Source organism: Diaphorobacter sp. J5-51 (assembly GCF_001023515.1).
In the GTDB taxonomy this organism is placed as follows: domain Bacteria; phylum Pseudomonadota; class Gammaproteobacteria; order Burkholderiales; family Burkholderiaceae_C; genus Diaphorobacter; species Diaphorobacter nitroreducens.
This window is the reverse complement of record NZ_JSYI01000130.1, coordinates 126,184-146,572: the sequence shown is the minus strand read 5'-3', so window position 1 is coordinate 146,572 and position 20,389 is coordinate 126,184. Positions and strand designations below refer to the sequence as shown.

The 20,389-nt window shown below is 63.7% G+C and carries 16 protein-coding genes, 1 tRNA gene and 1 pseudogene; 10 read left to right on the top strand and 8 right to left on the bottom strand.

Annotation, left to right across the window (positions count from 1 at the left end):
* Positions 1 to 35: 35 nt before the first annotated feature.
* Complete coding sequence (locus OX89_RS16320; RefSeq protein WP_047351397.1) at positions 36 to 875, bottom strand: lytic transglycosylase domain-containing protein; 840 nt, start codon at positions 873 to 875, stop codon at positions 36 to 38.
* Between the two features lie 718 nt (positions 876 to 1,593).
* On the opposite strand from OX89_RS16320, the gene OX89_RS16315 reads away from it, so the two are divergent.
* The gene (locus OX89_RS16315; protein WP_047351396.1) at positions 1,594 to 5,301 is read left to right on the top strand and encodes a DUF748 domain-containing protein; all 3,708 of its coding nucleotides are present in this window, start codon (positions 1,594 to 1,596) and stop codon (positions 5,299 to 5,301) included.
* Between the two features lie 253 nt (positions 5,302 to 5,554).
* Positions 5,555 to 8,191, top strand: coding sequence for a DUF349 domain-containing protein (locus OX89_RS16310; protein ID WP_047351395.1), 2,637 nt, complete (start codon positions 5,555 to 5,557; stop codon positions 8,189 to 8,191).
* A gap of 69 nt (positions 8,192 to 8,260) precedes the next feature.
* Here OX89_RS16310 and OX89_RS16305 read toward each other — a convergent pair whose 3' ends face one another.
* Positions 8,261 to 8,824, bottom strand: coding sequence for an Rrf2 family transcriptional regulator (locus OX89_RS16305; RefSeq protein WP_011804935.1), 564 nt, complete (start codon positions 8,822 to 8,824; stop codon positions 8,261 to 8,263).
* A 722-nt stretch (positions 8,825 to 9,546) separates the two neighbouring features.
* Here OX89_RS16305 and hutG point away from each other — a divergent pair.
* Positions 9,547 to 10,371, top strand: coding sequence for an N-formylglutamate deformylase (gene hutG / locus OX89_RS16295; RefSeq protein ID WP_047351394.1), 825 nt, complete (start codon positions 9,547 to 9,549; stop codon positions 10,369 to 10,371).
* A gap of 308 nt (positions 10,372 to 10,679) precedes the next feature.
* Here hutG and asd read toward each other — a convergent pair whose 3' ends face one another.
* Positions 10,680 to 11,531 carry an archaetidylserine decarboxylase gene (asd, locus tag OX89_RS16290; RefSeq protein ID WP_047351445.1) on the bottom strand — a complete coding sequence of 284 codons (852 nt, stop codon included), beginning with the start codon at positions 11,529 to 11,531 and terminating at the stop codon, positions 10,680 to 10,682.
* Positions 11,532 to 11,742: 211 nt separating this feature from the next.
* Here asd and OX89_RS16285 point away from each other — a divergent pair, with 211 nt between their 5' ends.
* The 5 genes from OX89_RS16285 to OX89_RS16265 all read left to right on the top strand — a co-directional run bounded on the left by OX89_RS16285 (position 11,743) and on the right by OX89_RS16265 (position 14,948).
* The gene (locus tag OX89_RS16285; RefSeq protein WP_047351393.1) at positions 11,743 to 12,912 is read left to right on the top strand and encodes an HPP family protein; all 1,170 of its coding nucleotides are present in this window, start codon (positions 11,743 to 11,745) and stop codon (positions 12,910 to 12,912) included.
* Positions 12,913 to 13,148: 236 nt separating this feature from the next.
* Entirely contained in the window at positions 13,149 to 13,415 is a 267-nt protein-coding gene (gene infA / locus OX89_RS16280; protein WP_011804941.1) for a translation initiation factor IF-1, read from the top strand.
* A gap of 62 nt (positions 13,416 to 13,477) precedes the next feature.
* Positions 13,478 to 13,554, top strand: a tRNA-Pro gene (locus OX89_RS16275).
* Between the two features lie 173 nt (positions 13,555 to 13,727).
* Complete coding sequence (locus OX89_RS16270) at positions 13,728 to 14,030, top strand: hypothetical protein (protein ID WP_047351392.1); 303 nt, start codon at positions 13,728 to 13,730, stop codon at positions 14,028 to 14,030.
* A 147-nt stretch (positions 14,031 to 14,177) separates the two neighbouring features.
* Positions 14,178 to 14,948: a heparan-alpha-glucosaminide N-acetyltransferase gene (locus tag OX89_RS16265; RefSeq protein WP_047351391.1), complete on the top strand. Its 771-nt coding sequence runs from the start codon at positions 14,178 to 14,180 to the stop codon at positions 14,946 to 14,948.
* A gap of 50 nt (positions 14,949 to 14,998) precedes the next feature.
* Here OX89_RS16265 and OX89_RS16260 read toward each other — a convergent pair whose 3' ends face one another.
* The 5 genes from OX89_RS16260 to OX89_RS16240 all read right to left on the bottom strand — a co-directional run bounded on the left by OX89_RS16260 (position 14,999) and on the right by OX89_RS16240 (position 18,581).
* Positions 14,999 to 15,784: a peptidylprolyl isomerase gene (locus OX89_RS16260; RefSeq protein WP_047351390.1), complete on the bottom strand. Its 786-nt coding sequence runs from the start codon at positions 15,782 to 15,784 to the stop codon at positions 14,999 to 15,001.
* 67 nt (positions 15,785 to 15,851) lie between these two features.
* Entirely contained in the window at positions 15,852 to 16,130 is a 279-nt protein-coding gene (locus OX89_RS16255; protein ID WP_047351389.1) for a BolA family transcriptional regulator, read from the bottom strand.
* Positions 16,127 to 16,687, bottom strand: a complete 561-nt coding sequence (locus OX89_RS16250; RefSeq protein WP_047351388.1) for a septation protein A — start codon at positions 16,685 to 16,687, stop codon at positions 16,127 to 16,129. The genes OX89_RS16255 and OX89_RS16250 overlap by 4 nt, the downstream gene beginning before the upstream one ends.
* Positions 16,684 to 17,097: a peptide-methionine (R)-S-oxide reductase MsrB gene (msrB, locus tag OX89_RS16245; protein WP_011804947.1), complete on the bottom strand. Its 414-nt coding sequence runs from the start codon at positions 17,095 to 17,097 to the stop codon at positions 16,684 to 16,686. The genes OX89_RS16250 and msrB overlap by 4 nt, the downstream gene beginning before the upstream one ends.
* Positions 17,094 to 18,581 carry a YdiU family protein gene (locus tag OX89_RS16240; RefSeq protein ID WP_047351387.1) on the bottom strand — a complete coding sequence of 496 codons (1,488 nt, stop codon included), beginning with the start codon at positions 18,579 to 18,581 and terminating at the stop codon, positions 17,094 to 17,096. Before OX89_RS16240 ends, msrB begins: the two co-directional genes overlap by 4 nt.
* 172 nt (positions 18,582 to 18,753) lie before the next feature.
* On the opposite strand from OX89_RS16240, the pseudogene OX89_RS19225 reads away from it, so the two are divergent.
* Together OX89_RS19225 and OX89_RS19220 are read left to right on the top strand one after the other, a co-directional pair.
* Positions 18,754 to 19,638: pseudogene (locus OX89_RS19225) on the top strand (AMP-binding protein); the annotation flags it as partial.
* A gap of 1 nt (position 19,639) precedes the next feature.
* The coding region (locus OX89_RS19220; protein WP_234305589.1) for an AMP-binding protein at positions 19,640 to 20,372 on the top strand (733 nt) is incomplete at its 5' end.
* Between the last annotated feature and the right edge of the window lie 17 nt (positions 20,373 to 20,389).

Below are 20,389 nucleotides of genomic sequence, written 5' to 3'. Positions count from 1 at the left end.
TGAGCACGCCCTTCATCAGTGCCAGAGTAGGCTCTTCAGAGGCCGCTCAGCAGGGCCACCTTCTCGCCAGTGGCAGGGGTTGCAGGTGCGGCTTCCGGTGTGGCAGGAGCCTTGGTGGACAAGAGAGGTGGATTCACGGGGCCGGCGGGAGAAACGCCCGTGCGACCATTGGCGACCTGTCGCAGCCGGAAATGCTCCGCCAGTACCTTGGCGGCGTAGCCCCCGTCGTCAGGCAGGTTGGCTGCGCCGACGTAGTAACGCAGTCCGTCTTCCAGCGAGCCGGCGCGCGCGATGCACTCCTGCAGCACCTTCACGCCCACGCGCAGGTTGGCCACGGGATCGAATGCCGCCAGGTGCCCACCAAAGCCTTCGTACTTGTCGGTATGCACACGCGTCATCACCTGCATCAAGCCTTGCGCACCTACCGGGCTTTGTGCAAACGGGTTGAAGCTCGATTCCACGGCCATGACGGCCAGGATCAAGGTGGGATCCAGCTTGGTCCGCGCGCCGATTTCATACGCCTCGGTGACCAGTGCCGCCAGCGGTTCGGGCGCCACGCGGTACTTCTTGCTGAGCCAGTAGGCCACGGCAGCCTGTTCCCGCGGCAACTCCTTGGGGTTGAGCGCTACTGCCCGCTCGCTTGCGGCGGGCTCCATAGGGAAGCCCACTACGGCTTCCTGGCGGGCCTGCAGCCAGCCCATGAGTTCTTCTTCTCCTGCCTGGCGCAGATCCGGGCGTGCCGTAAGTGTGATCACGCCAAAGACGACGCCCAGTCCGAGCAGGGCGAAGCCGCTGTGTGTCACTTCCAGAAAACCGTTGATCACATCGCCCGCAAACGTGCGGACGCCGGCAATCACATTTCCTGACGCTGTCATAGCTTTCCTTTCTAAGTCGGCTCCTGAGCGAAGAGCACTGTCGTGGTTGCTCAGGAGTCCGGTCCTGCCAGACGGTGGGGTCTGGGTGGGTATGCCGTTCAGTCCGTTTAGGCGCGTTAGGCCCAGGGGAATCTGTTGACTGTCGTAGCCGAAATCTGTAGTGGCTAGGGTTTTTACTAGGCCTTGGTTGAGGGCTGGCGGATTCTAGGAGGTCTCCAAATTCAAGGTCAATACTAACATTTGAATTTTTTAGAACAAAAAGTTCTGTTATATCTGTGGGAAAGCACAGATTTTTCACGCATGTCCTATTAGGAAGGGCCTGTGCGCAAGCAATTCGACTGCTTAATGAAACAGTCAATTGCATGAAATTTTTCATTGCTAAAAGCTGTTGGAACGCGCGCTCGAATTTGCTATCGTTGAGGTGCCTGAACGACTCAGGCATTCGCCAAACGGGGCGATCAGCGCGATGAATGGCAGACAGTGCCGCATCACATGAGATCTCCTCCAAGGCAACCCCTGGAGGCAATCCCTTGCCTCCTGCGCTTGAGACGATCCTCTCCCAAGCGCAAAAAGATGGCGAAAGACCGTTGTGTCAGCCGTCAAGCCCGGTGTGCGAAGAAGTTCGACACCGGGCTTTCTTTTTTTGCGTTTTTTTACCTGCCTGCGTCAGCGCGGGAACGGTCCCATTGCGTTGGTAGCTCAACAGAATAGGTGCCGCGTGCTGCAAATCATCAAGAACAACCCCTGGATTCGTCGATTTGCATGGTTGGTGCTGTGCTGGGGCGGCGCGTGGCTGCTCGGTTGGCTGGTGGTCCCTCCGCTGGCGCAGTCGCAGATTGAAAGGCATGCGAGTGAAGCGCTGGGGCGCAAGTTGACGGTCGAACGGGTGGAGTTTTTGCCCTGGACTTTGGAGGCCACTTTGCACGGCGTAGCCCTGGCGTCAAAGGATGGCAGTTCAGAGCAGGTACGGGTGGGCCGCATCTATATAGACGCTGAATTGCAATCCCTTTGGCGGGGCGCTCCAGTGATCGATGCGCTGCAGGTAGACGACCCGGTAGTTCGTGTCACGCAATTGGCCCCAGGGGTTTATGACGTGGACGACCTGCTCGCGCTCATGGCGGCGAAGCCGCAGGACGAGAAATCAGCCACGGAGCCGGCACATTTCGCGCTCTTCAATATCGCATTGAAGGGTGGTGTCGTCGAATTCGATGACCGTACGGTGGGGGTGGTGCACACGTTGCGCCGCGTGGAACTGGACGTTCCTTTCCTGAGCAGTTTTTCTGCGGACCGCGAGGTCAAGGTGACGCCGCGCCTGGCGTTTGAGCTCAACGGCAGCACCTTTGATACCTCAGCGATGGCCACTCCCTTCATGGACGCCAGGCAAGCCGAGGTTCGCCTGCATATTGAGAATTTCGACCTGGCCCCCTTCGGTCGCTACCTGCCGCCCAGCGTGCCGGTGCGGCTCAAGGCGGGGCGATTGGGCGCGGATATTCAACTAGGGTTTGAGCAGCGGGAGACCCCTCGACTGCTGATTTCCGGGGATGTGCAACTGAGCGGGGTACATGCCACCGATGCGCAGGAGCAGCCTTTGCTGCAATTCGAGGAAATGCGTGCCGTATTCAAGGAGGCGGAGCCCCTGCGGCGCAGGATCAACATTGATCTGCTGGAATGGCGCGGCGCGCGTGCACATGTACGGCGAAACGAGGCGGGTGAAGTAAAGCTTGCGGGATTGCCACGGGCCGACAGGGATGAGCACCCAGCGCCACAGACAAAGGAGTCTGCGGAGCCCTGGCGTGTCCATATCGCCAGGGTGGGTTTGCGGGATGGCTTCATCCAATGGACCGATGCCAGCCTGCCGCGGGGGACCGCCGCGTGGGAGGTGGAAGACTTGCAGGTAGAAGCGTCGTCCATTGCCTTGCCGCTGGAACAGCCCATGCAACTCCGTGCGAGTGCTTCCCTCAGGCAGTCTGCGGTCGCCGGCAGCAGCGAATCCGCGCGATTGGCTGTACTGGGCCAGGTGAGCGCCTCGCAGGCGCAGGCCGCCCTTTCCATCAAGGGCCTGCCGCTGTCCATCGCTGCGCCCTATCTGGCGGGCGTGCTGCAACCCCGCGTGGAAGGTTCCGTGGATGCGGACCTGGGAATAGCACGGCATGGCGATGTCGTGCTGGCGAAGGTGGCTGCGTTGTCCGTGGATAAGTTGGCGCTGCGTTGCGCCTCCAAGGAACAATGCGTTCCACTGCAGAGCGCAGGAATCAAGGACGCGCCTGCGGATTCACTGGCCGCGTGGAGCCGGCTGGAAGCGGGCAATGCCTGGATACGCTGGCCCCAACGCGCCGTATCGGTAGAGCGGATTTCGTTGCAGAGGCCGCGCCTGCTGCTGTCGCGCACTCGCACGGGGGAGTGGATGTTTGAACAGTGGGGCGTGTCGCCCCCGGGGGTGACGGGGCCCAACGCGGACGCTCCAAAGGCTGCGGGTCTTCCCTGGTCCATGGGGCTGGCTTCCCTGGAGATCGATGGCGCAGCAGTGGCTTTGCGCGACGCGGCAGCGCAGAGCGCCGTAGCGCTGAATGTGTTCGATCTGCAGCTGCACGCGCGGGATTTTGCTTATGCGGACGGGCGGGTCACTCCCACGTCATTGCGCCTGGAAGGCCGGGTGGGTGCTGGGAGGACCGAACCCGGGCGATTGCGCTACGAAGGCTCGGTGGCGATGGCGCCCGTTCTGACGGCGCAGGGCAAGGTACGCGCCCAACACCTGCCGTTGCACGCGCTGGAGCCCTATGTAGGGCAGGAGCTTAATGTCGACATCCTCCGCGCCGATGGTGGCTTCGACGGAGACGTGCGCTATGTCCAGGGGAATGCCGGCGCCACTGTTTCGGTCAAGGGGGACGTGTCGCTGGACGAGGTGCGCGTGCGCGCCAAGGCTGGCTTGGACATGCCTGAGGAGACGAAGGCCGGCGAGCGGAGCGTAGGTGCGCGGGGCGAAGATCTGCTGCGCTGGAAATCCCTGGCGTTGCGCGGGGTGGCGATGAATTTGCAGCCAGACCAGCCTGTGTCTCTGGATGTGAAGGAAACGGCGCTCAGCGATTTCTTCGCACGGATCATCGTGCAGGAAGACGGCCGCATCAATTTGCAGGATATTCGCAAGGCGTCGGCAGCGGAAGACGCGGTTGCGGCATCGAACGCTGCAGCCGCCGCTCCGGCAGCGGCCCCTTCGGCTCCGCAGATCCGCTTTGGTCCCGTGGCGCTGACCAATGGGTCGGTGCGCTTCACGGATTACTTCATCAAACCCAACTACTCTGCCGACTTGAGTGCACTCACGGGCCGGTTGAGCGCATTTTCCTCGGTGTCGCCGGAGGCGGGGGCAGCGCCGCAGATGGCCGACCTGGAATTGCGCGGTCGCGCCCAGGGGACGGCGTCATTGGAAGTCACCGGCCGCATCAACCCGCTGGTCAAGCCCCTGGCGCTGGACATTCAGGGGCGCATGCGTGACCTTGAGTTGCCCCCGTTGTCGCCTTACAGCATCAAGTACGCGGGTCATGGGATAGAGAAGGGCAAGCTCAGCATGGACGTGGCGTACAAGATCTTGCCCGATGGGCAGCTCATCGCTACCAACAAGCTGGTATTGAACCAACTGGCGTTTGGGGAACCCGTGGAGGGCGCGTCCGCCAGTCTGCCCGTGCGGCTGGCGACGGCCCTGCTGGCGGACCGCAATGGGATCATCGACGTGGATCTGCCCATCAGCGGCTCCCTCAACGACCCCGAATTCCGTCTGGGAGCGGTCATCCTGAAGGTCATCGGCAACCTCATCATGAAAGCGATCACCGCCCCCTTTTCCCTGTTGGCTGGCGCTTTCAGCGACGCGGGCGAGCAGGGCGCGGTTCTCTTCGCGTTGGGCAGCGCAGAACTGGATGAGAAAGCCCGACAGCAACTGGACAAAATCGCCAACGAACTGAACAACCGCCCCGCACTGAAGGTCACGGTCGTGGGTTGGGCACAGCCCGACGCCGAGCAGCTGGCATGGAAACGCCAGCGCTTGCGAGACATGGCCGAGGCGCAAAAGCGCAGGGCAGCCATCCGTGCGGGTGAACCTGCGGACAGCATCGCACCGCTCACTGAGGAGGAATACCCTGCGCTGCTGAAGGAGTTGTATCGCCGGTCCGACATCCGCAAACCGCGCAACTTCGTCGGTCTGGCGAAGGACGTACCCGTTGCAGAGATGGAGGCCCTGCTGATGCACAACCTGACAGTTCCGGACAACGCCATGGCGGATCTGGCCTTGGCGCGAGGGGTGGCCGTGCGGGACTACCTGGCGCAACAGCAAGTCCCGCTTGAACGTTTGTTCGTAGGCGCAAGCAAGCTGCAGCCGGGGGGGGAGGGCGATGCGCCATCGCGGCCGAAGGCAGAGCTTTCTTTGAATGCCCAGTGAGGGGCGCGCGGGATTTTGTAACCTCACAGGGTGCGGCTACCGGTACAGTACCGTTCGAATGCGAGCGCGGTTCCCGCGCCATCCCCGTCTATCCCTCAGATTCCTGATCTGGCGCAGCGGGAAGGCGGTGTAAAACCGGGCGAAAATAGCCGCTTGTCCGTGAGCGATGCCCACCTACTGCTTGCGCTGTTGGCGCAAGGTGGCTCGCTTGCACCTTGATGAATCCATGTTCCCTTTTTCTTCACGTAGCAAAATGTCCGACGCATCTGACGCGACCCCGGTCCCTGCCAAAACCAGCGAGCCGCATCCCCTTGATGCGTTGACAGGCGGCGCTTTCTCTGCGGCCACGTCGGGTGAACGCTCGGCACGCATCCGTGAATGGTTGTCCACCCAGCCTGGCGTGGAAAAGCTCCAGGAAGTATTCAAGGAATTGAGTGCGCGGGACAAAGGCGCCGCGCGCGCAGTGCGTGAGCGACTGGACGAGATTCGGCGCGCGGAGGGCCAGGAGGCGATCGCCGCCGAATGGGCAGCCAAGGCCGAAGCGCTGCTCGCAGCCGCCAAGCTCAACATTGCCGACGCGCTCGCCTGGCAGCGCGATGCGGCCAAGGCCGGCGCGCCGCTGTCCCGCGAACCTCTGTCGGTGCTCAAACAGCGTCTGAACGAGCGCGTGAAAACCATCGAAGACCTGCAGCATCGTGTTCAGGTGCAGCGCGAAGCCGCCGTTCTGCTCGCGCAGCGCATCGAAGTGCTCTCCACCAAACCGTGGAAGGATGCGCAGTCTGCGCTGGAACTGCTGAACGCCGATGTCGGCCGCTGGCAGGAGCAGGCCCAGGCACTTGCCGACGACAGTGCCTGGCCCAGCGTAGAGGCGCGCTTTCCCGCGTTGCTCGATGCTTCGCGCACCCAGCTGCTGGTGGTGTGGGAAGCGTTTCAGTCGGCATTGGCGCAGGCTGTCCTTGCGGCCGAAGACCCCTCGGCTCCCCTGCCGCCCGTGCCCGTGTGGTCCGACGAACTGCGCCAGGCGCGCGGGCTACCCCCAGAAGCGGGAGCCGCCGCCAAGACGCCTGCCCCCCGCCCATCCAAGCCGCAGGCGACTCCTGAAATGCGCGAGAAGGCCTTGCAGGCCGTCCAGGAGGCCCTGGCCAAGCTGGAGCAGGAAACCGCACAGGGCCATGGCAAGGCCAGCGCTGGCGCAGCGACTGCGCTGCGCGCCGTGCTTAAGGTGCACGGCAAGTTGATCGATGCCGAACTGGAGCAGAAAGTGCACGCCGCCCTCGTGGCCGCGGGCGAGTTGGAGGGCTGGCAGCGCTGGAGCGCCGACCAGGTGCGCGAGGATCTCGTGGCCCGGGCCGAGGCACTGCTGCGCAGGCCGGAAGGACAGTCCCTCGGCGGGCGCAAGATGCAGGAAACGCTGCGCCAGCTGCGCGAGCAGTGGAAGCAGGCCGACCAGGGGGCGCCGGCCAACCACGCCCTGTGGAAGAAATTCGACGATGCGTGCAATGCCGCGCACAAGGTGGTCGAGGGCTGGCTGGAGAAGGTGCGTGCCGAAGGTGCCGAACACCGTGCGCAGCGGTTGGCGCTGATCGAAGAGGTGAATGCCTGGGCCCAATCGCAAGCCGCTGCCGCTGCGCAGGACTGGAAGTCCTTCAGTCGTGCATTGCACCAGTTTGCCGAGCGTTGGCGCACCGGTGGCCATGTGAGCGAAAAAATGTTCGCTGAACTGCAGCCACTGTGGAAGCAGGCACTGGCGGCTGCCAGCGCTCCGCTGGAGGCTGCGCAGAAGGCCAGCCTGGAGCGCCGCCACGCCATGATCGACGAGGCAGGTGCCCTGGGTGCGGCCCCAAGTCTGCGCATCGATGCCATCAAGGCCTTGCAGCAGCGTTGGCAGGCCGAGGCGCAGGCGGTGCCGCTGGATCGCAAGCATGAGCAGAAGCTCTGGGACGCGTTCCGCAAGCCCATCGACGAGGCGTTCAACCGCAAGTCGGCCGAACGTGAGCGCAGTGCCTCCGAGTTGAGCGCGCGCGACCGGGCCGTGCTGGAGGCATCCAAGGCGCTGGAGGCCGCCAATGCGTCGGGCGATGCGCAGAAGATCCGCGGTGCCATGGCCGCGCTGGAGCGCGCGCTGAAGGAGCCTGCCGGCGAATCGGGGGATTCCGAGAATTTGGATAAAAAAGCCGATCAAACCATTGATGGTCAAGCGCAAGCAGCTACTGATTCGGTAGCAGATCAAAACGATGCGCCGACTTCCAAACCCGTGCCTGCGGCGCGCCCGGTGGTGGCCGTGCGTGGCGATGACCGGCCGGGGGCGCGCAAGGCGGTGCCCGCGCAGCCCACGGTCACCGGCCGTGGTGGTGACCGGCGTGACGGCCGCGGCCCACGGGACAGCGGTATGCAGGGACGGGGGCGGGAGCGCGATAGTGCTGCGCGAGGTCCGCGTCTGGGTGATGTGGCTTTCCGCGCGCAACGCGATGCCATGGAGCATGCGCAGGGCGCGCTGCGCAAGCTGGCGGCACAGGCCCATGGCGAAGCGCTCACGCAGCTGTTGTCGGCCTGGAGAAGCCGCGACGCTGCGCAATTGCCCAGCGTCCAGGAACTGGGCGGCAAGGTGCCCCCCACGGCGCGCACCGCCTGGTCGCAGGCGCTTGCGGCACCTGCGGCCGGGGGATCCTCGGAAGCATTGCTGCGGCTGGAGATCGCGGCGGAGGTCCCGACGCCCGCAGACCAACTGGCCGCACGGCGTGCTCTGCAGCTGCAGTTGCTCACGCGTCGCAACGATCCCTCGCCGGCGCAAACCTGGACGCAGGATGTGGCGCGCGTGCTGGAAGGCGCCAGCGACGAGGCAGGCGCGCGCCGCCTGCAGAGCGCATTGAAGGTCCTGCTCGGCAAATAGTCGGCAGTGTCGTCGCCCAGGGCGGGCATCCGTGTCGTTCCGGAGAAGGACGCTACGGATGCCGGCGCATCAACTCGTCCGGGTGCGCGGAACGGCAAGCCCCAAGGCAAATACGGAGTTCGGCACATCCCCTGACGGTAGCTGGGTTTTCGCTGCCCGTCGGCCTGTGGTGCTGGCGGGCGGGGCCACTACCACGGCTGCAGAATGGTCGGCATGGCAGGCGCTGGCTTCCCGTTGGGTCAGCAGGTCCGCCACCGTAATGGACTGCAGGTATTCCATGACACGCGAGTGAAAGCTGGCCCACAGCTCGGCCGTCATCTCGCCTGGTGCCGATGCGGTGCCGGTGTCCGTGCCCTTGTCATCGGCGCCGCCCATGTATTTTTCGGAGGCGATGACGATATCGGCCACGGAGAGTTCCTGTGGCGGCCGTGTCAGTGTGTACCCCCCGCCGGGCCCGCGAATGCTGTGGACCAGGCCGGCGCGGCGCAGTGCGCTGAAGATGTCTTCGAGATATGACAGGGAGATGCCTTGGCGGGCGCTGATGGAGGGAAGCGCGATCGGCCGGCCGTGGGAGCGCAAGGCCAGATCGGTGACCGCAGTGACGGCGAGTTTGCCTCGGGTGGTCAAACGCATGGTGCTGTTCCTGAGGGTGGGAAAAGGGCCTAAAGCCATCGGTCCGATGGTCAGGAGGGAAAAGAGGAAGGGGGTTGCACGCCGGCGTTGCGCGGCGCGCCTGTCTTTCGCGTTCGCAGAACGCGTCCCGGCGGGCGCAACCTTTTAGACGCGCAGAGCCAGGGACCTGGGAGGTTTAGGCTGCTTTTTCAGCACAGGGGAGAGGGCGGCTCTCTCCCATTGAGCGGGGCAACTGAACAAGCCATGGAGGGGCTTGCCGCGAAAGGCGCGTATGTTCTGATCGTCCGGTAGATCCTGCTGCGCGTCCATCAGGCCGTGCTCGCCTTCGGATAACGCGTCGTTTGCCACGGAAGGGTCAGCGGCTATTGCCATTGCGGCCTCGCCCGCTGGTGCCAGCTGCACGGAGGCGACCGCTGGCCGCAGGTGTTCCACGGGTGGCACCTTGCCAAATGCGGAGACACCCACGCTCAGCAGGAAGTGGAGGGTGAAAACCGCAATCAACCATCTCGGCATGGTGGACAAATTATACGGGCGGGTCCTCAAAGCCCTTCGGCAATACATGAGGACAGTGGTCTGACTCATTGGCCTTTGGCTACACGCGCGTGTGTCGTTGCCGGTGCAGCAGGGGGGACGGGATCCCTTGAGCCTCAAGATGATGCGCCATACTGCGGCCCAGGTTGCGCACTAACGCCAACTGTTGGTTCGCCCGCTTGTCCATTGCCATGAATGTCGTGCCTTCCGATTGCCCCCCTTTCACCTTCCACAGAGGCACCGCGCCACTGCTGGTTTCCATGCCCCACGTGGGCACCCATGTGCCAGACGCCATCGCAAGGCGCCTCAATCCCGAGGCGCGGAGCGTTCCGGACACCGATTGGCATCTGGAACGGCTCTACGGTTTTGCGAAGTCGATGGGAGCTTCAGTACTGGTCGCCACGCACTCGCGCTATGTGATTGACCTCAATCGCCCTCCTGATGACTCCAACCTCTACCCAGGCCAGAGCGTCACTGCGCTGTGCCCTGTGGACGCCTTTGACAGCACGCCGTTGTATGGAGGCGGGCTTGTGCCGGACGCAGCCGAGGTTGCCGCGCGGCGCGAGGCATTGTGGGAGCCCTACCATGCCCAGTTGCGGGAAGAGTTGAACCGTATGCGCGCTACCCATGGCGTGGCGGTGTTGTGGGATGCGCACTCGATTCGGTCGGTCCTTCCGCGCTTCTTCGACGGCACATTGCCAGACCTGAACCTGGGTACCGCCGGAGGCACGAGCTGCGATGCAGCGCTGGCGCAGGAGCTGTTTGCCATTGCCGAAACGGCGCCCGACCACACGGCCGTGCTCAACGGACGGTTCAAGGGGGGCTACATCACGCGCCGTTACGGCGAGCCTGCGCGCAACATCCACGCGGTCCAACTGGAGATGACACAGTGCAGCTATATGCAGGAGGCACCGCCGTTCAACTACCTGCCGGAGCGCGCCGGGCGCATTCAGCCCACGCTGCAACGTATGGTGGAGGCAGCACTCCGGTTCGCGCAGCAACGGTCATTGCGCTGACGCGCTAAGATGCGCGCATGCAGGTTTCCAGTCCCTCTCTCGTAGCGCAAGATCCGGCCGAGGCGCCGTGGGGATGGTCCAGACAATTCCGCATGCCGGTCTTCAAGCCGGGCACCCGGGTGAGGCGAGCCGGAAGTTGGGAAACTGTCAGCCATGTAGCACTGCGGCGCCAGGATCTGGCTGTGTACCTGGTGGGGCGCGCTGAACCCGTGGACCCCCTGGATCTGGAGCTCGAACCCACCTTGTTTACCACTGCTCGGGTGCCGGAGAGGCACTGAACAGCGGGAATCAACGCACCAATAGGTGAACTAGATGCCGCAGCGGTGCGCCATGGCTTCACCCAGCCGCACGGGCCGCGCTGCTTCCCATCCCGGCATGAACTGCACTGCGCCGCGGGGAAACAGCAGCACGACCGTGGAGCCCAGCAGAAAACGCCCCATTTCATCACCCTGACGAAGCACGACTTCTCGGTCCCCATAATCCCAGCGGCGCGGTTGGCCGGTACGTGGTGGATTGACCTGGCCGTGCCATACCGTGGCCATGCTGCCGACAATGGTGGCGCCTACCAGCACGAGCGCCATGGGGCCCAGGGGCGTTTCGAAAAGGCAGACCACACGTTCGTTGCGCGCAAACAGTCCGGGCACACTGCGTGCGGTGGTCGGGTTCACTGAAAACAATGCCCCAGGCACATGGTCCATGCGCACCAGTCGTCCATCGCACGGCATGTGAATGCGGTGGTAGTCGCGTGGACTGAGATAGATGGTGGCGAAGCTGCCATCCTGGAACTGCGCGGCCATTTCGGCGTCGCCGCCAAGCAGAGCCGCGGTGGAGTAGAGGTGGCCCTTGGCTTGGAAGATCTGGTCCTGCTCGATGGAGCCGATTTGGCTGACTGCTCCATCCACCGGGCATACCACCGCAGCATCGGCAAGCGGGCGCAGTCCAGGGCGCAACGCACGTGTGAAGAAGTCGTTGAAGGTTGCGTAGCTTGCAATGTCCGGATTGGCCGCCTCGCTCATGTCCACGCCGTAGCGCGCCACAAACCAGCGGATGACCGCGGTGGTCAATTGGCCCGCGCGCGCAGACGCCATACGTCCGGCAAACGAGGTCAGGGCTTGTTTGGGTAACAAGTACTGAGGCAGTACGGCGATACGATCAGACACGTGGCGGTAATCCTGGTGATGGAGCCGCATGATTCTAAGGGGGAGGGTGGATTGCGCCGCAGCCGTGCGTCCCGTGCGGTTGTGGGCTGCCCGTAATGGTGCAAAAAACCACATGCCCTGCAAGTTCAGGGCTTGCCCGGATAATGCCCGGCTTCCTCGAGCCACGGCCGCCGCGCCGATTCTCTGCGCGGCTTGGCGCCTTCTCCCATTCATGTCTGCACCCCCATTCCCTCGCATAAACGCTGCGGTAGAGCCGCCGACGTCAGTCTTGCGGCGCGTCGCTGGCTGGCTGCGCCTTTTCTGGCCGGCACCCGCTGGCGTCAATCAGCGCGAACGCTTGCGCATGGTGTCGGGTATCACGCTTTGCGTGGCCGTGGTGGCGCTGTTTGCGCATTGGTTCGGGGCTGGCCTGCCGGTCCCGTGGATGGTGGCCTCCCTGGGCTCCAGCGCGGTGCTCATCATTGCGATGCCGTCCAGTCCCCTCGCCCAGCCGTGGCCAGTGCTGGCGGGCAGCGTGCTGTCGTACATGGTAGGCGTTGCCTGCGCCACGCTGGTTCCCCACGTCGCTCTGGCCTGCGGCGCAGCCGTGGGACTTGCCGTGGCGGTCATGCTGGCATTGCGCTGCCTGCACCCCCCAGGCGGGGCGATGGCCTTGTTCGCTGTGCTCAATCCGCAGGACGGCGCGGCTTTTGCGGTATTTCCGGTGCTGCTCAATATGCTGGCGCTGGTGTTGATGGGGATGGCCTTCAATCACTTGACCGGGCGCAGCTATCCGCATGCACAAAGAGCGCGGGGGGCCGCGCATAAGGGATCTGGCGCTTTCATCTCGGCCGATTTGGATGCCGCCTTATCGCACTACAACCAAGTGCTGGATGTCAGTCGCGCCGACCTGGAGGGGCTTTTGCACTTGGCTGGCAAGGCCGCCTTCCAGCGCACGCTTGGCGAGCTGCGATGCGGCGAGATCATGTCATCACCGGTGCATGCGGTGGTTGCCGAGACGCCCCTCAAGGATGCCTGGGCGCTCATGCGCAAGCATGCCGTCAAGGCGTTGCCGGTAGTGGACGGGGCGCGCAGGGTGGTCGGCATCGTCACGGTGGCAGACTTCATGCGCCTGGCCAATCTGGACATGCATGAAGGCATGGGCCAGCGTCTACGCTCGCTCATCATGGGGCGGCCCAAACGTCCCGAGCAAGTACAAGGCCTGATGTCGTCTCCCGTGCAGCAGGTGCTGTCTGAACAGCATGTGATGGATCTGGTGCCTCTGTTCTCCGAGGCGGGGCACCACCACATTCCGGTGGTGAACGATGCGCAGGAACTGGTTGGCATCATCACGCAGACGGACCTCGTGAAGACCTTGGCTGCCGCGGTTGCCCGGCCATAGGCCCGGCTTCGACATCGCAGTACAATTCCGCCGCTTATGCACAGCGCTTCGCCTGTCCATTGAAGCCGTTTCCCCGGCCTTACGGCCTCCTGCGCCTTTGGTGCAGCAACTCACCTGCCTGCATTGCACCTTGCTTCGAGCCCCTCAAGGGCCGATGCGGCCCTTGGGTTAGTGGACGCATCGGCTTTTTCCAGGCGCCGCCATACATAATTGTTATCAAGAGACTGACCACACACATGGCCAAAGAAGAACTGATTGAAATGCAGGGTAGCGTGACCGAAGTCCTGCCGGATTCGCGCTTTCGCGTGACGCTGGACAACGGCCACCAACTCATCGCCTATACCGGCGGCAAGATGCGCAAGCACCATATCCGCATCCTGGCAGGCGACAAGGTGTCGCTGGAAATGTCGCCCTACGACCTGACCAAGGGCCGTATCACTTTCCGCCACCTTGCAGGGCGCGGCCCTGGGCCGGGCACCGGCTCGTCATCTGGCAATCGCTGAGTGTGACAAAGACGCCGATTTTTGGCGGTGAACAGAATCTGGCAGGTTAGAATGCCAGCTGTCGGAGCGTAGCGCAGCCTGGTAGCGCATCTGCTTTGGGAGCAGAGGGTCGCGAGTTCGAATCCCGCCGCTCCGACCAATTGAATCAAGGGGTTAGGTCTATTGACCTAACCCCTTTTGTTTTTGATTTTGCGGACTGTCATGTTCGCTGGCTAGGTGACAGACAATTCCCGCTGGGCTTCCCCGGCACCGTCTTACATCAGTGCCGTTCCTGTCTTCCTAGGATGATTTTTTCATTGCAGGAGCAGAAGCATGTCTGAAGAAGCAGTATTTGGCACGGCGCCTCTTTCCGAAAGGCTGGCGGCAGACCAGAAACAACGCGCACGCGACCGTGGACATTTCAACAACTACGGTATGCGGGACGACTCCACGGACGAGCCTATTGTGGATGGTGAAAATGCGGCGGATGGCGGCCAGGCGCGACGCTTTGGAGCGGGTGGCGATGAGTCCACCTATGCAAACCGGGCCGGCCGACTCCAGGAGGCAGAGCAGTCCAGCGCCGGGGAGCCTGCTATGAATTTGGTGAACGAGTCAACGTCTGCAAAGAAACCTTAATGCGGCGGCGTCGCCGTGATACGCACCCCATAATTTGACACCTCCCCCTGCTTGCTGGGTTGTCCTGATCGGGCGAGTACTGGGGAGGGTGATCATTGAAGGCTGGCTTGAAGCGCCAGCCTTTTTCCTGGACTTGTGGGATGCGTTTTGCTGACGACTGCTCAAAAAACTGCCGAGACACGCCATGACCGACTGGACGCATTGCGCGGGTTCGCCATGGTATGGATGACGGCCTTCCATTTCTGCTTCGACCTCAGCCATTTTGGCTACTGGCCCCAGGACTTCCGGGCAGATCCCTTGTGGACTGTGCAGCGAACCCTCATCGTCAGTCTGTTCCTGGGATGTGCGGGGCTGGCACAAGCGGTGGCTTGGCAACGTCAGGTTGGTTGGGCGCGTTTCGCACGGCGCTGGAGCCAGATCACGGCCTGTGCATTGCTGGTAACGGTTGGCTCTTTTCTGATGTTCCCGCGCAGCTTCATTTACTTTGGTGTGCTGCACGGCATGGCAGTGATGCTCGTCATCACGCGGCTGACGGCGGGATGGGGCGGGTGGCTGTGGTTGGCCGGGCTGCTGGCACTGGTGTCGCCTTGGGTCGCAGGCTGGGCGCTGCAGGGGCCTCTTTCAGAATGGGCGCCCCTATTCAATGGACGGGGCCTTAACTGGTTGGGCTGGATTTCGCGAAAGCCCTTTACCGAAGACTATGTGCCGCTCTTTCCGTGGCTGGGCGTCATGTGGTGGGGGATGGCGGCGGGGCAGTGGCTCGTTGTGCGTTCGGACGGCTGGCTGTCCCGCCCGTTGCCGCGTGTGGTAGCGCCCCTGGCTGGTTTGGGACGCTATAGCCTCAGCTATTACATGCTGCACCAGCCCGTCTTGATCGGAGGACTGTTGCTGGCAGGCTGGCTGGCGGGACGGGCATAAAAAAACGCGGCCCGAAGGCCGCGTTGTCGTGCGCGAGGCGCCTGTAGTGGTTACTCCACCTTGGCCTTGGCGCGCAGGTCTTCCTGGAACTTCGCCAGTTTCTGCTGCTGCAGTTGCTGGGCGATCTGGGGCTTGACCTCTTCCAGCTTCGGCAGCTGGGCTTCGCGCACATCGTCCAGGCGGATGACGTGCCAGCCGAACTGGCTCTTCACGGGAGTCTGGGTCATCTTGCCCTTCTCCAGCTTCACCAGCGCTTCCGTGAACTCAGCCACGTAGCTGCTCGGGCTGGCCCAGTCCAGGGCGCCACCGCGGGCGCCGGATCCGGGGTCCTTGGATTGCTTCTTCGCAATGTCCTCGAACTTGCCACCCTTCTTGATGGAAGCAATGATGGCCTTGGCCTCGTCTTCCTTTTCGACCAGGATGTGGCTGGCCTTGTATTCCTTGCCAGCGTTGGCGGCCACGAACTTGTCGTACTCGGCCTGGATCTCGGCATCGGTCACGGCATTGTTCTTCTGGAAATCCACGAACAGTTCACGGATCAGAATGGTCTGGCGCGCCAACTCCATCTGGGCCTTGTAATCGGCAGAGCCTTCCAGGCCGCGCTTTTGCGCTTCCTGCATGAAGATCTCGCGGGCGATTACTTCTTCCTTGATCTGGTTTTCCAGTTCGGGCGTGACCGGGCGGCCCGAGCGCTCCACCTGCTGCTTCAGGACTTCGGCACGTTCCTTGGGAACCGCCTTGCCATTGACGATGGCGAGGTTTTGCGCGGCAACGGGCAATGCCATCGTGCCCAGCACGGCTGCGGCCACGAGGCCGGACAAGAGCTTTTTCTTCATTGAGAATCCACTGATTGGGAAATAGGCTGCAGACGACTGGCTGCAACGCCCTTGGATCGGGGTTGTTTCAGAGAGTTTCAATGGCAATGGCGTGGGCGCCTTGGTCAATGAAAATCTGCAGCGCATCATACACAAGGCGATGCTGTGCAACCTTGCGCTTGCCTGTAAATAACGGTGACGCGATGCGCACGCGGAAATGGGTGCCAAACCCGGTTCCATTGGCGCCGACATGGCCTTCGTGCTGCCAGCTTTCGTCCACCACTTCCAGATGGGTGGGCGATAGTGCGGCGCGCAGGCGTTCGGCCATGGCCTCTGCCGTGATAGCGATGGAGGGCGTGGTGTTCATGGTTGCAGGTCCTTGGGCGCGGCATCGCCCTCATCCTTGACGTGGCGGCTCAGGTACAGCGCCTGGGCAATGACGAAGGCGAACATCAGGCCGATGCCTCCGAACAGTTTGAAGTTCACCCAGGTGTCGGTGTCGAAGTGGTAGGCCACCCACAGATTGAGTACACCCATGGTGGCGAAAAAGCCCGTCCAGCCCCAGTTCAGGTTGCGCCACACGGGCGCGGGCAGATCGATCTGAGCGCCCATGAGTGACTGGATGAAGTTTTTGCGGAACACCAACTGGCCGACGAGCAAGGTGCCGCCCATGAGCCAGTAGAGCACGGTGGGCTTCCATTTGATGAAGGTTTCGCTGTGTGCCAGCAGGGTGGCGCCGCCGAACAACACGATGACGCCCAGGCTCAGCCATTGCAGGGGTTCGACCTTGCCGTGCTTGAGGCGGATGTAGCCGATCTGCACGACGGTGGCGGCAATCGCCACGGCCGTGGCCACGTAGATGCCCCAGACCTTGAATGCGGCGAAGAACAGGATGATCGGAAAGAAGTCGATGAGCAGTTTCATGGCGCCGGGGGTTCAAAATCGAGCGAGGCGGAGTTCATGCAATAGCGCAGACCCGAAGGAGCCGGGCCGTCGGGGAATACATGGCCCAGGTGGGCCCCGCATTGTGCACACACGGTCTCGGTGCGCACCATGCCGTGGCTGCGGTCCTCGATCTCCCGAATGGCACCGGGCACGGCAAGCGAGAAGCTGGGCCAGCCGCAGCCCGCGTCGAACTTGGTGTCGGAGTCGAACAGCTTGGCGCCGCAGCAGACGCAGTGGTAACTGCCGTCGGCCCAGTGGCCTTCGTACTTGCCGCTGAAGGGCCGCTCGGTGGCCGCGTGACGCGTGACCTGGTAAGCCGCGGGCTCGGCGCCCTTGGCCTGCAGCAGCGCCTGCCATTCGTCTTCGGTTTTCTGGATGGGGTAGGTCATGAGGAACAGCTGATGGAGATGGAGGACGCCCAGTCGGGCGGAAAGCCGGCGTAGGCCTCGTGCCCCGGGTGGTCGTCGAAGGGGCGCGCCAGCAACCTTTGCAAGGTTTGGAGTTCGGAGAAGTCCCCGAGTTTCGCGGCGCGAATCGCCTGTTCGCCCAGGTGGTTGCGCAGCACGAAGCGTGGATTGGTTTTATGCATCAAATCGGCTGCTAGCGCCCATCCATCAAGCGCTAATAGCTCCTTATATTGTAGCAACCAGGCGTCCAGAGCTGCACGGTCCAGGAACAGATCGCGCACGGGTTCGAAATCCTCCGTGGCTACTGCACCGGACAGCCGACGCCAGAAGATGGGGTAGTCCACGCGGTCGGCGGCCAGCAGGCGCAACAGGCCATCGACCCATGCGGCGTCGCCTTCGCGCGCCTGCTGCAGGCCGAGCTTGGCGCGTATGCGCGCCAGGAACTGCCGGCCAAAGCTGCCTTCGTACGACTGCAGCGCGGCGCGCGCCGTGTCCACCTCGCCGATCAGCGGCAGCAGCGCCTGGGCCAGACACAACAGGTTCCAGTACGCCACGCTGGGCTGGCGGTCGAAGGCGTAGCGGCCGCGTACGTCGCTGTGATTGCAGATGTGTCCGGGGTCGAAAGCATCCAGAAACTGGAAAGGCCCGTAGTCCATCGTGAGGCCCAGGATGCTCATGTTGTCGGTGTTCATGACGCCATGGCAAAAACCCACGGCCTGCCATTGCGCCAGCAGTGCAGCGGTGCGCTCGCTCACGGCATGCAGCAGTGCGGCGTAGGCGTTGCCTTCCCATTCCTGCGAGCGGCGGCAGTCGGGGTAGTAGCGGTCGATCACGTAGTCGGCCAGGGCGCGCAGCTCGGCTTCCTGGCCGCGCGCCGCGAAGTGCTCGAAGTGGCCGAAACGGATGAAGCTGGGCGCTACGCGCGTGACCACGGCGGCGGTTTCCACCTCCTCGCGCTGCACGGGCGCGGGCGAACCGGTCACGCACAGCGCGCGCGTGGTCGGTATGCCCAGCGCGTGCATGGCTTCGCTGCACAGGAATTCGCGGATCGACGATCGCAGCACGGCGCGGCCGTCGCCCATGCGCGAATAGGGCGTGCGCCCGCTACCCTTGAGCTGCACCTCTTGGCCTGTGGCGGTTTCGCCCAGCAGGATGGCACGGCCATCGCCCAACTGGCCGGCCCACACGCCGAACTGGTGGCCGCTGTACACGCTGGCCAGCGGCTGGCTGCCGGGCAGCAGGGCGTTGCCTGTGAAGGCCTGCAGTGCGTCGTCGCGCTGCTGCCAGGCTTCGGGCAGGCCCAGCAAGGCGCCTACCTCGGCGCTGGTGCCCACCCAGTGAGGCTGGGGCAGGGGAGTGGGGCGCAGCGGCGTGAAGAAGGCCGAGCCCAGCGCGGCGAAGCCCGGCTGCCAGGCGGGCACCAGTGGCGCGACCGGGGTAGCGTCAGGGGTGGGGGCAAACGTCATGCGGGGATTGTCCCCCGGGCCCCTATGCCCCGCCCTGGGCCAAGGCCTTGTGCGCGGGGGCCGGCGCGAACGTGGGATTTCTCCGGATGGCTCCGTGGCTGGAAAGCCCCATGTTCCCCGCTACGATGGCGCAGTCTTCGTACACCCACAATTCATTACCAAAGGAGCATCCATGCTGGGCCTGATGCAGAGCCAACCTCTCTTGATTTCCTCGTTGATCTCGTTCGCCGAGCGTCACCATGGCGACGGGGAAATCGTCTCGCGCCGCGTGGAGGGGGACATCCATCGCTACACCTATCGCGACCTGGCCCGGCGTTCGCGCCAACTGGCCAATGCCCTGGATGGGCTGGGCCTGCAGTTCAGCGACCGCGTGGCCTCGCTCGCCTGGAATGGCTACCGCCACATGGAGATGTACTTCGGCGTGAGCGGCTCGGGCCGCGTGCTGCACACCATCAACCCGCGCCTGCACCCTGACCAGATCGCCTGGATCGTGAACCATGCCGAGGACCAGGTGCTGTGCTTCGACATGACCTTCCTGCCGCTGGTGCAGGCCGTGCATGCCAAGTGCCCCACGGTCAAGAAATGGGTGGTGCTGTGCGACAGCGACAAGCTGCCTGCGGACTCGGGCATCCCCGGCCTTACCAGCTATGAAGACTGGATCGGCGGCGCGTCGGCCGAATACCAGTGGCCCACGTTCGACGAGAACTCCGCCTCCAGCATGTGCTACACCAGCGGCACCACGGGCAACCCCAAGGCGGCGCTGTACAGCCACCGCTCCACCACGCTGCATGCCTATGCCGCTGCGCTGCCCGATGTGATGAACCTCTCGGCGCGCGACGCAGTGCTGCCCGTGGTGCCGATGTTCCACGTCAACGCCTGGGGTATCCCGTACTCGGCGGCCCTCACGGGCTGCAAGGTGGTATTCCCCGGCCCGGCGCTGGACGGCAAGTCGGTCCATGACCTCATCGAGGCCGAGGGCGTGACCTTTGCCGCGGGCGTGCCCACCGTGTGGCAGATGCTGCTCAACCATGTGAAGTCCGCGGGCCTGAAGTTCAGCNCGGCGGGTCGGCCTGCCCGCCCGCCATGATCACGGCCTTCCAGGACGAGTACGGCGTGTCCGTGCTGCACGCCTGGGGCATGACCGAGATGAGCCCGCTGGGCACGCTGTGCACGCTCAAGAACAAGCACCTGCAGATGGGCAAGGACGAGCAGATGCACATCCTGCAAAAGCAGGGCCGTGCCATCTATGGCGTGGACATGAAGATCGTCGGCGCCGATGGCCAGGAGCAGCCCTGGGACGGCAAGAGCTATGGCGACCTGCTGGTACGCGGCCCCTGGATCCTGGACAGCTACTACAAGGGCGAGAGCCCGCTCGTCAAGGACGAGCAGGGCCGGGGCTGGTTCCCCACGGGCGACGTGGCCACCATCGACCCGGACGGCTTCATGCAGATCACCGACCGCAGCAAGGATGTGATCAAGTCCGGCGGCGAATGGATCAGCTCCATCGACATCGAGAACATCGCCATGGCGCACCCCGCCGTGGCGATGGCTGCCTGCATCGGCATGCCGCACCCCAAGTGGGATGAACGCCCAATCGTCGTGGTGGCCCTGCGTCCGGGCGCCCAGGTCACGCGCGAGGAACTGCTCAAGTTCTACGAGGGCAAGACCGCCAAGTGGCAGATCCCCGATGACGTGGTGTTCGTCGATGCGATTCCGCTGGGCGCCACCGGCAAGATGCTCAAGACCCGCCTGCGCGAGCAACTGGCGGGCTATCAGTTGCCCGGCCTGTGAGCGCGCCGGCCGGCGCG

Excerpts from the sequence above, each read along its gene's own strand:
- OX89_RS16320 (WP_047351397.1), bottom strand. The coding sequence starts at position 875 with ATGACAGCGTCAGGAAATGTGATTGCCGGCGTCCGCACGTTTGCGGGC.
- OX89_RS16310 (WP_047351395.1), top strand. The coding sequence starts at position 5,555 with ATGTCCGACGCATCTGACGCGACCCCGGTCCCTGCCAAAACCAGCGAG.
- OX89_RS16305 (WP_011804935.1), bottom strand. The coding sequence starts at position 8,824 with ATGCGTTTGACCACCCGAGGCAAACTCGCCGTCACTGCGGTCACCGAT.
- hutG (WP_047351394.1), top strand. The coding sequence starts at position 9,547 with ATGAATGTCGTGCCTTCCGATTGCCCCCCTTTCACCTTCCACAGAGGC.
- OX89_RS16285 (WP_047351393.1), top strand. The coding sequence starts at position 11,743 with ATGTCTGCACCCCCATTCCCTCGCATAAACGCTGCGGTAGAGCCGCCG.
- infA (WP_011804941.1), top strand. The coding sequence starts at position 13,149 with ATGGCCAAAGAAGAACTGATTGAAATGCAGGGTAGCGTGACCGAAGTC.
- OX89_RS16270 (WP_047351392.1), top strand. The coding sequence starts at position 13,728 with ATGTCTGAAGAAGCAGTATTTGGCACGGCGCCTCTTTCCGAAAGGCTG.
- OX89_RS16260 (WP_047351390.1), bottom strand. The coding sequence starts at position 15,784 with ATGAAGAAAAAGCTCTTGTCCGGCCTCGTGGCCGCAGCCGTGCTGGGC.
- OX89_RS16255 (WP_047351389.1), bottom strand. The coding sequence starts at position 16,130 with ATGAACACCACGCCCTCCATCGCTATCACGGCAGAGGCCATGGCCGAA.
- OX89_RS16250 (WP_047351388.1), bottom strand. The coding sequence starts at position 16,687 with ATGAAACTGCTCATCGACTTCTTTCCGATCATCCTGTTCTTCGCCGCA.
- msrB (WP_011804947.1), bottom strand. The coding sequence starts at position 17,097 with ATGACCTACCCCATCCAGAAAACCGAAGACGAATGGCAGGCGCTGCTG.
- OX89_RS16240 (WP_047351387.1), bottom strand. The coding sequence starts at position 18,581 with ATGACGTTTGCCCCCACCCCTGACGCTACCCCGGTCGCGCCACTGGTG.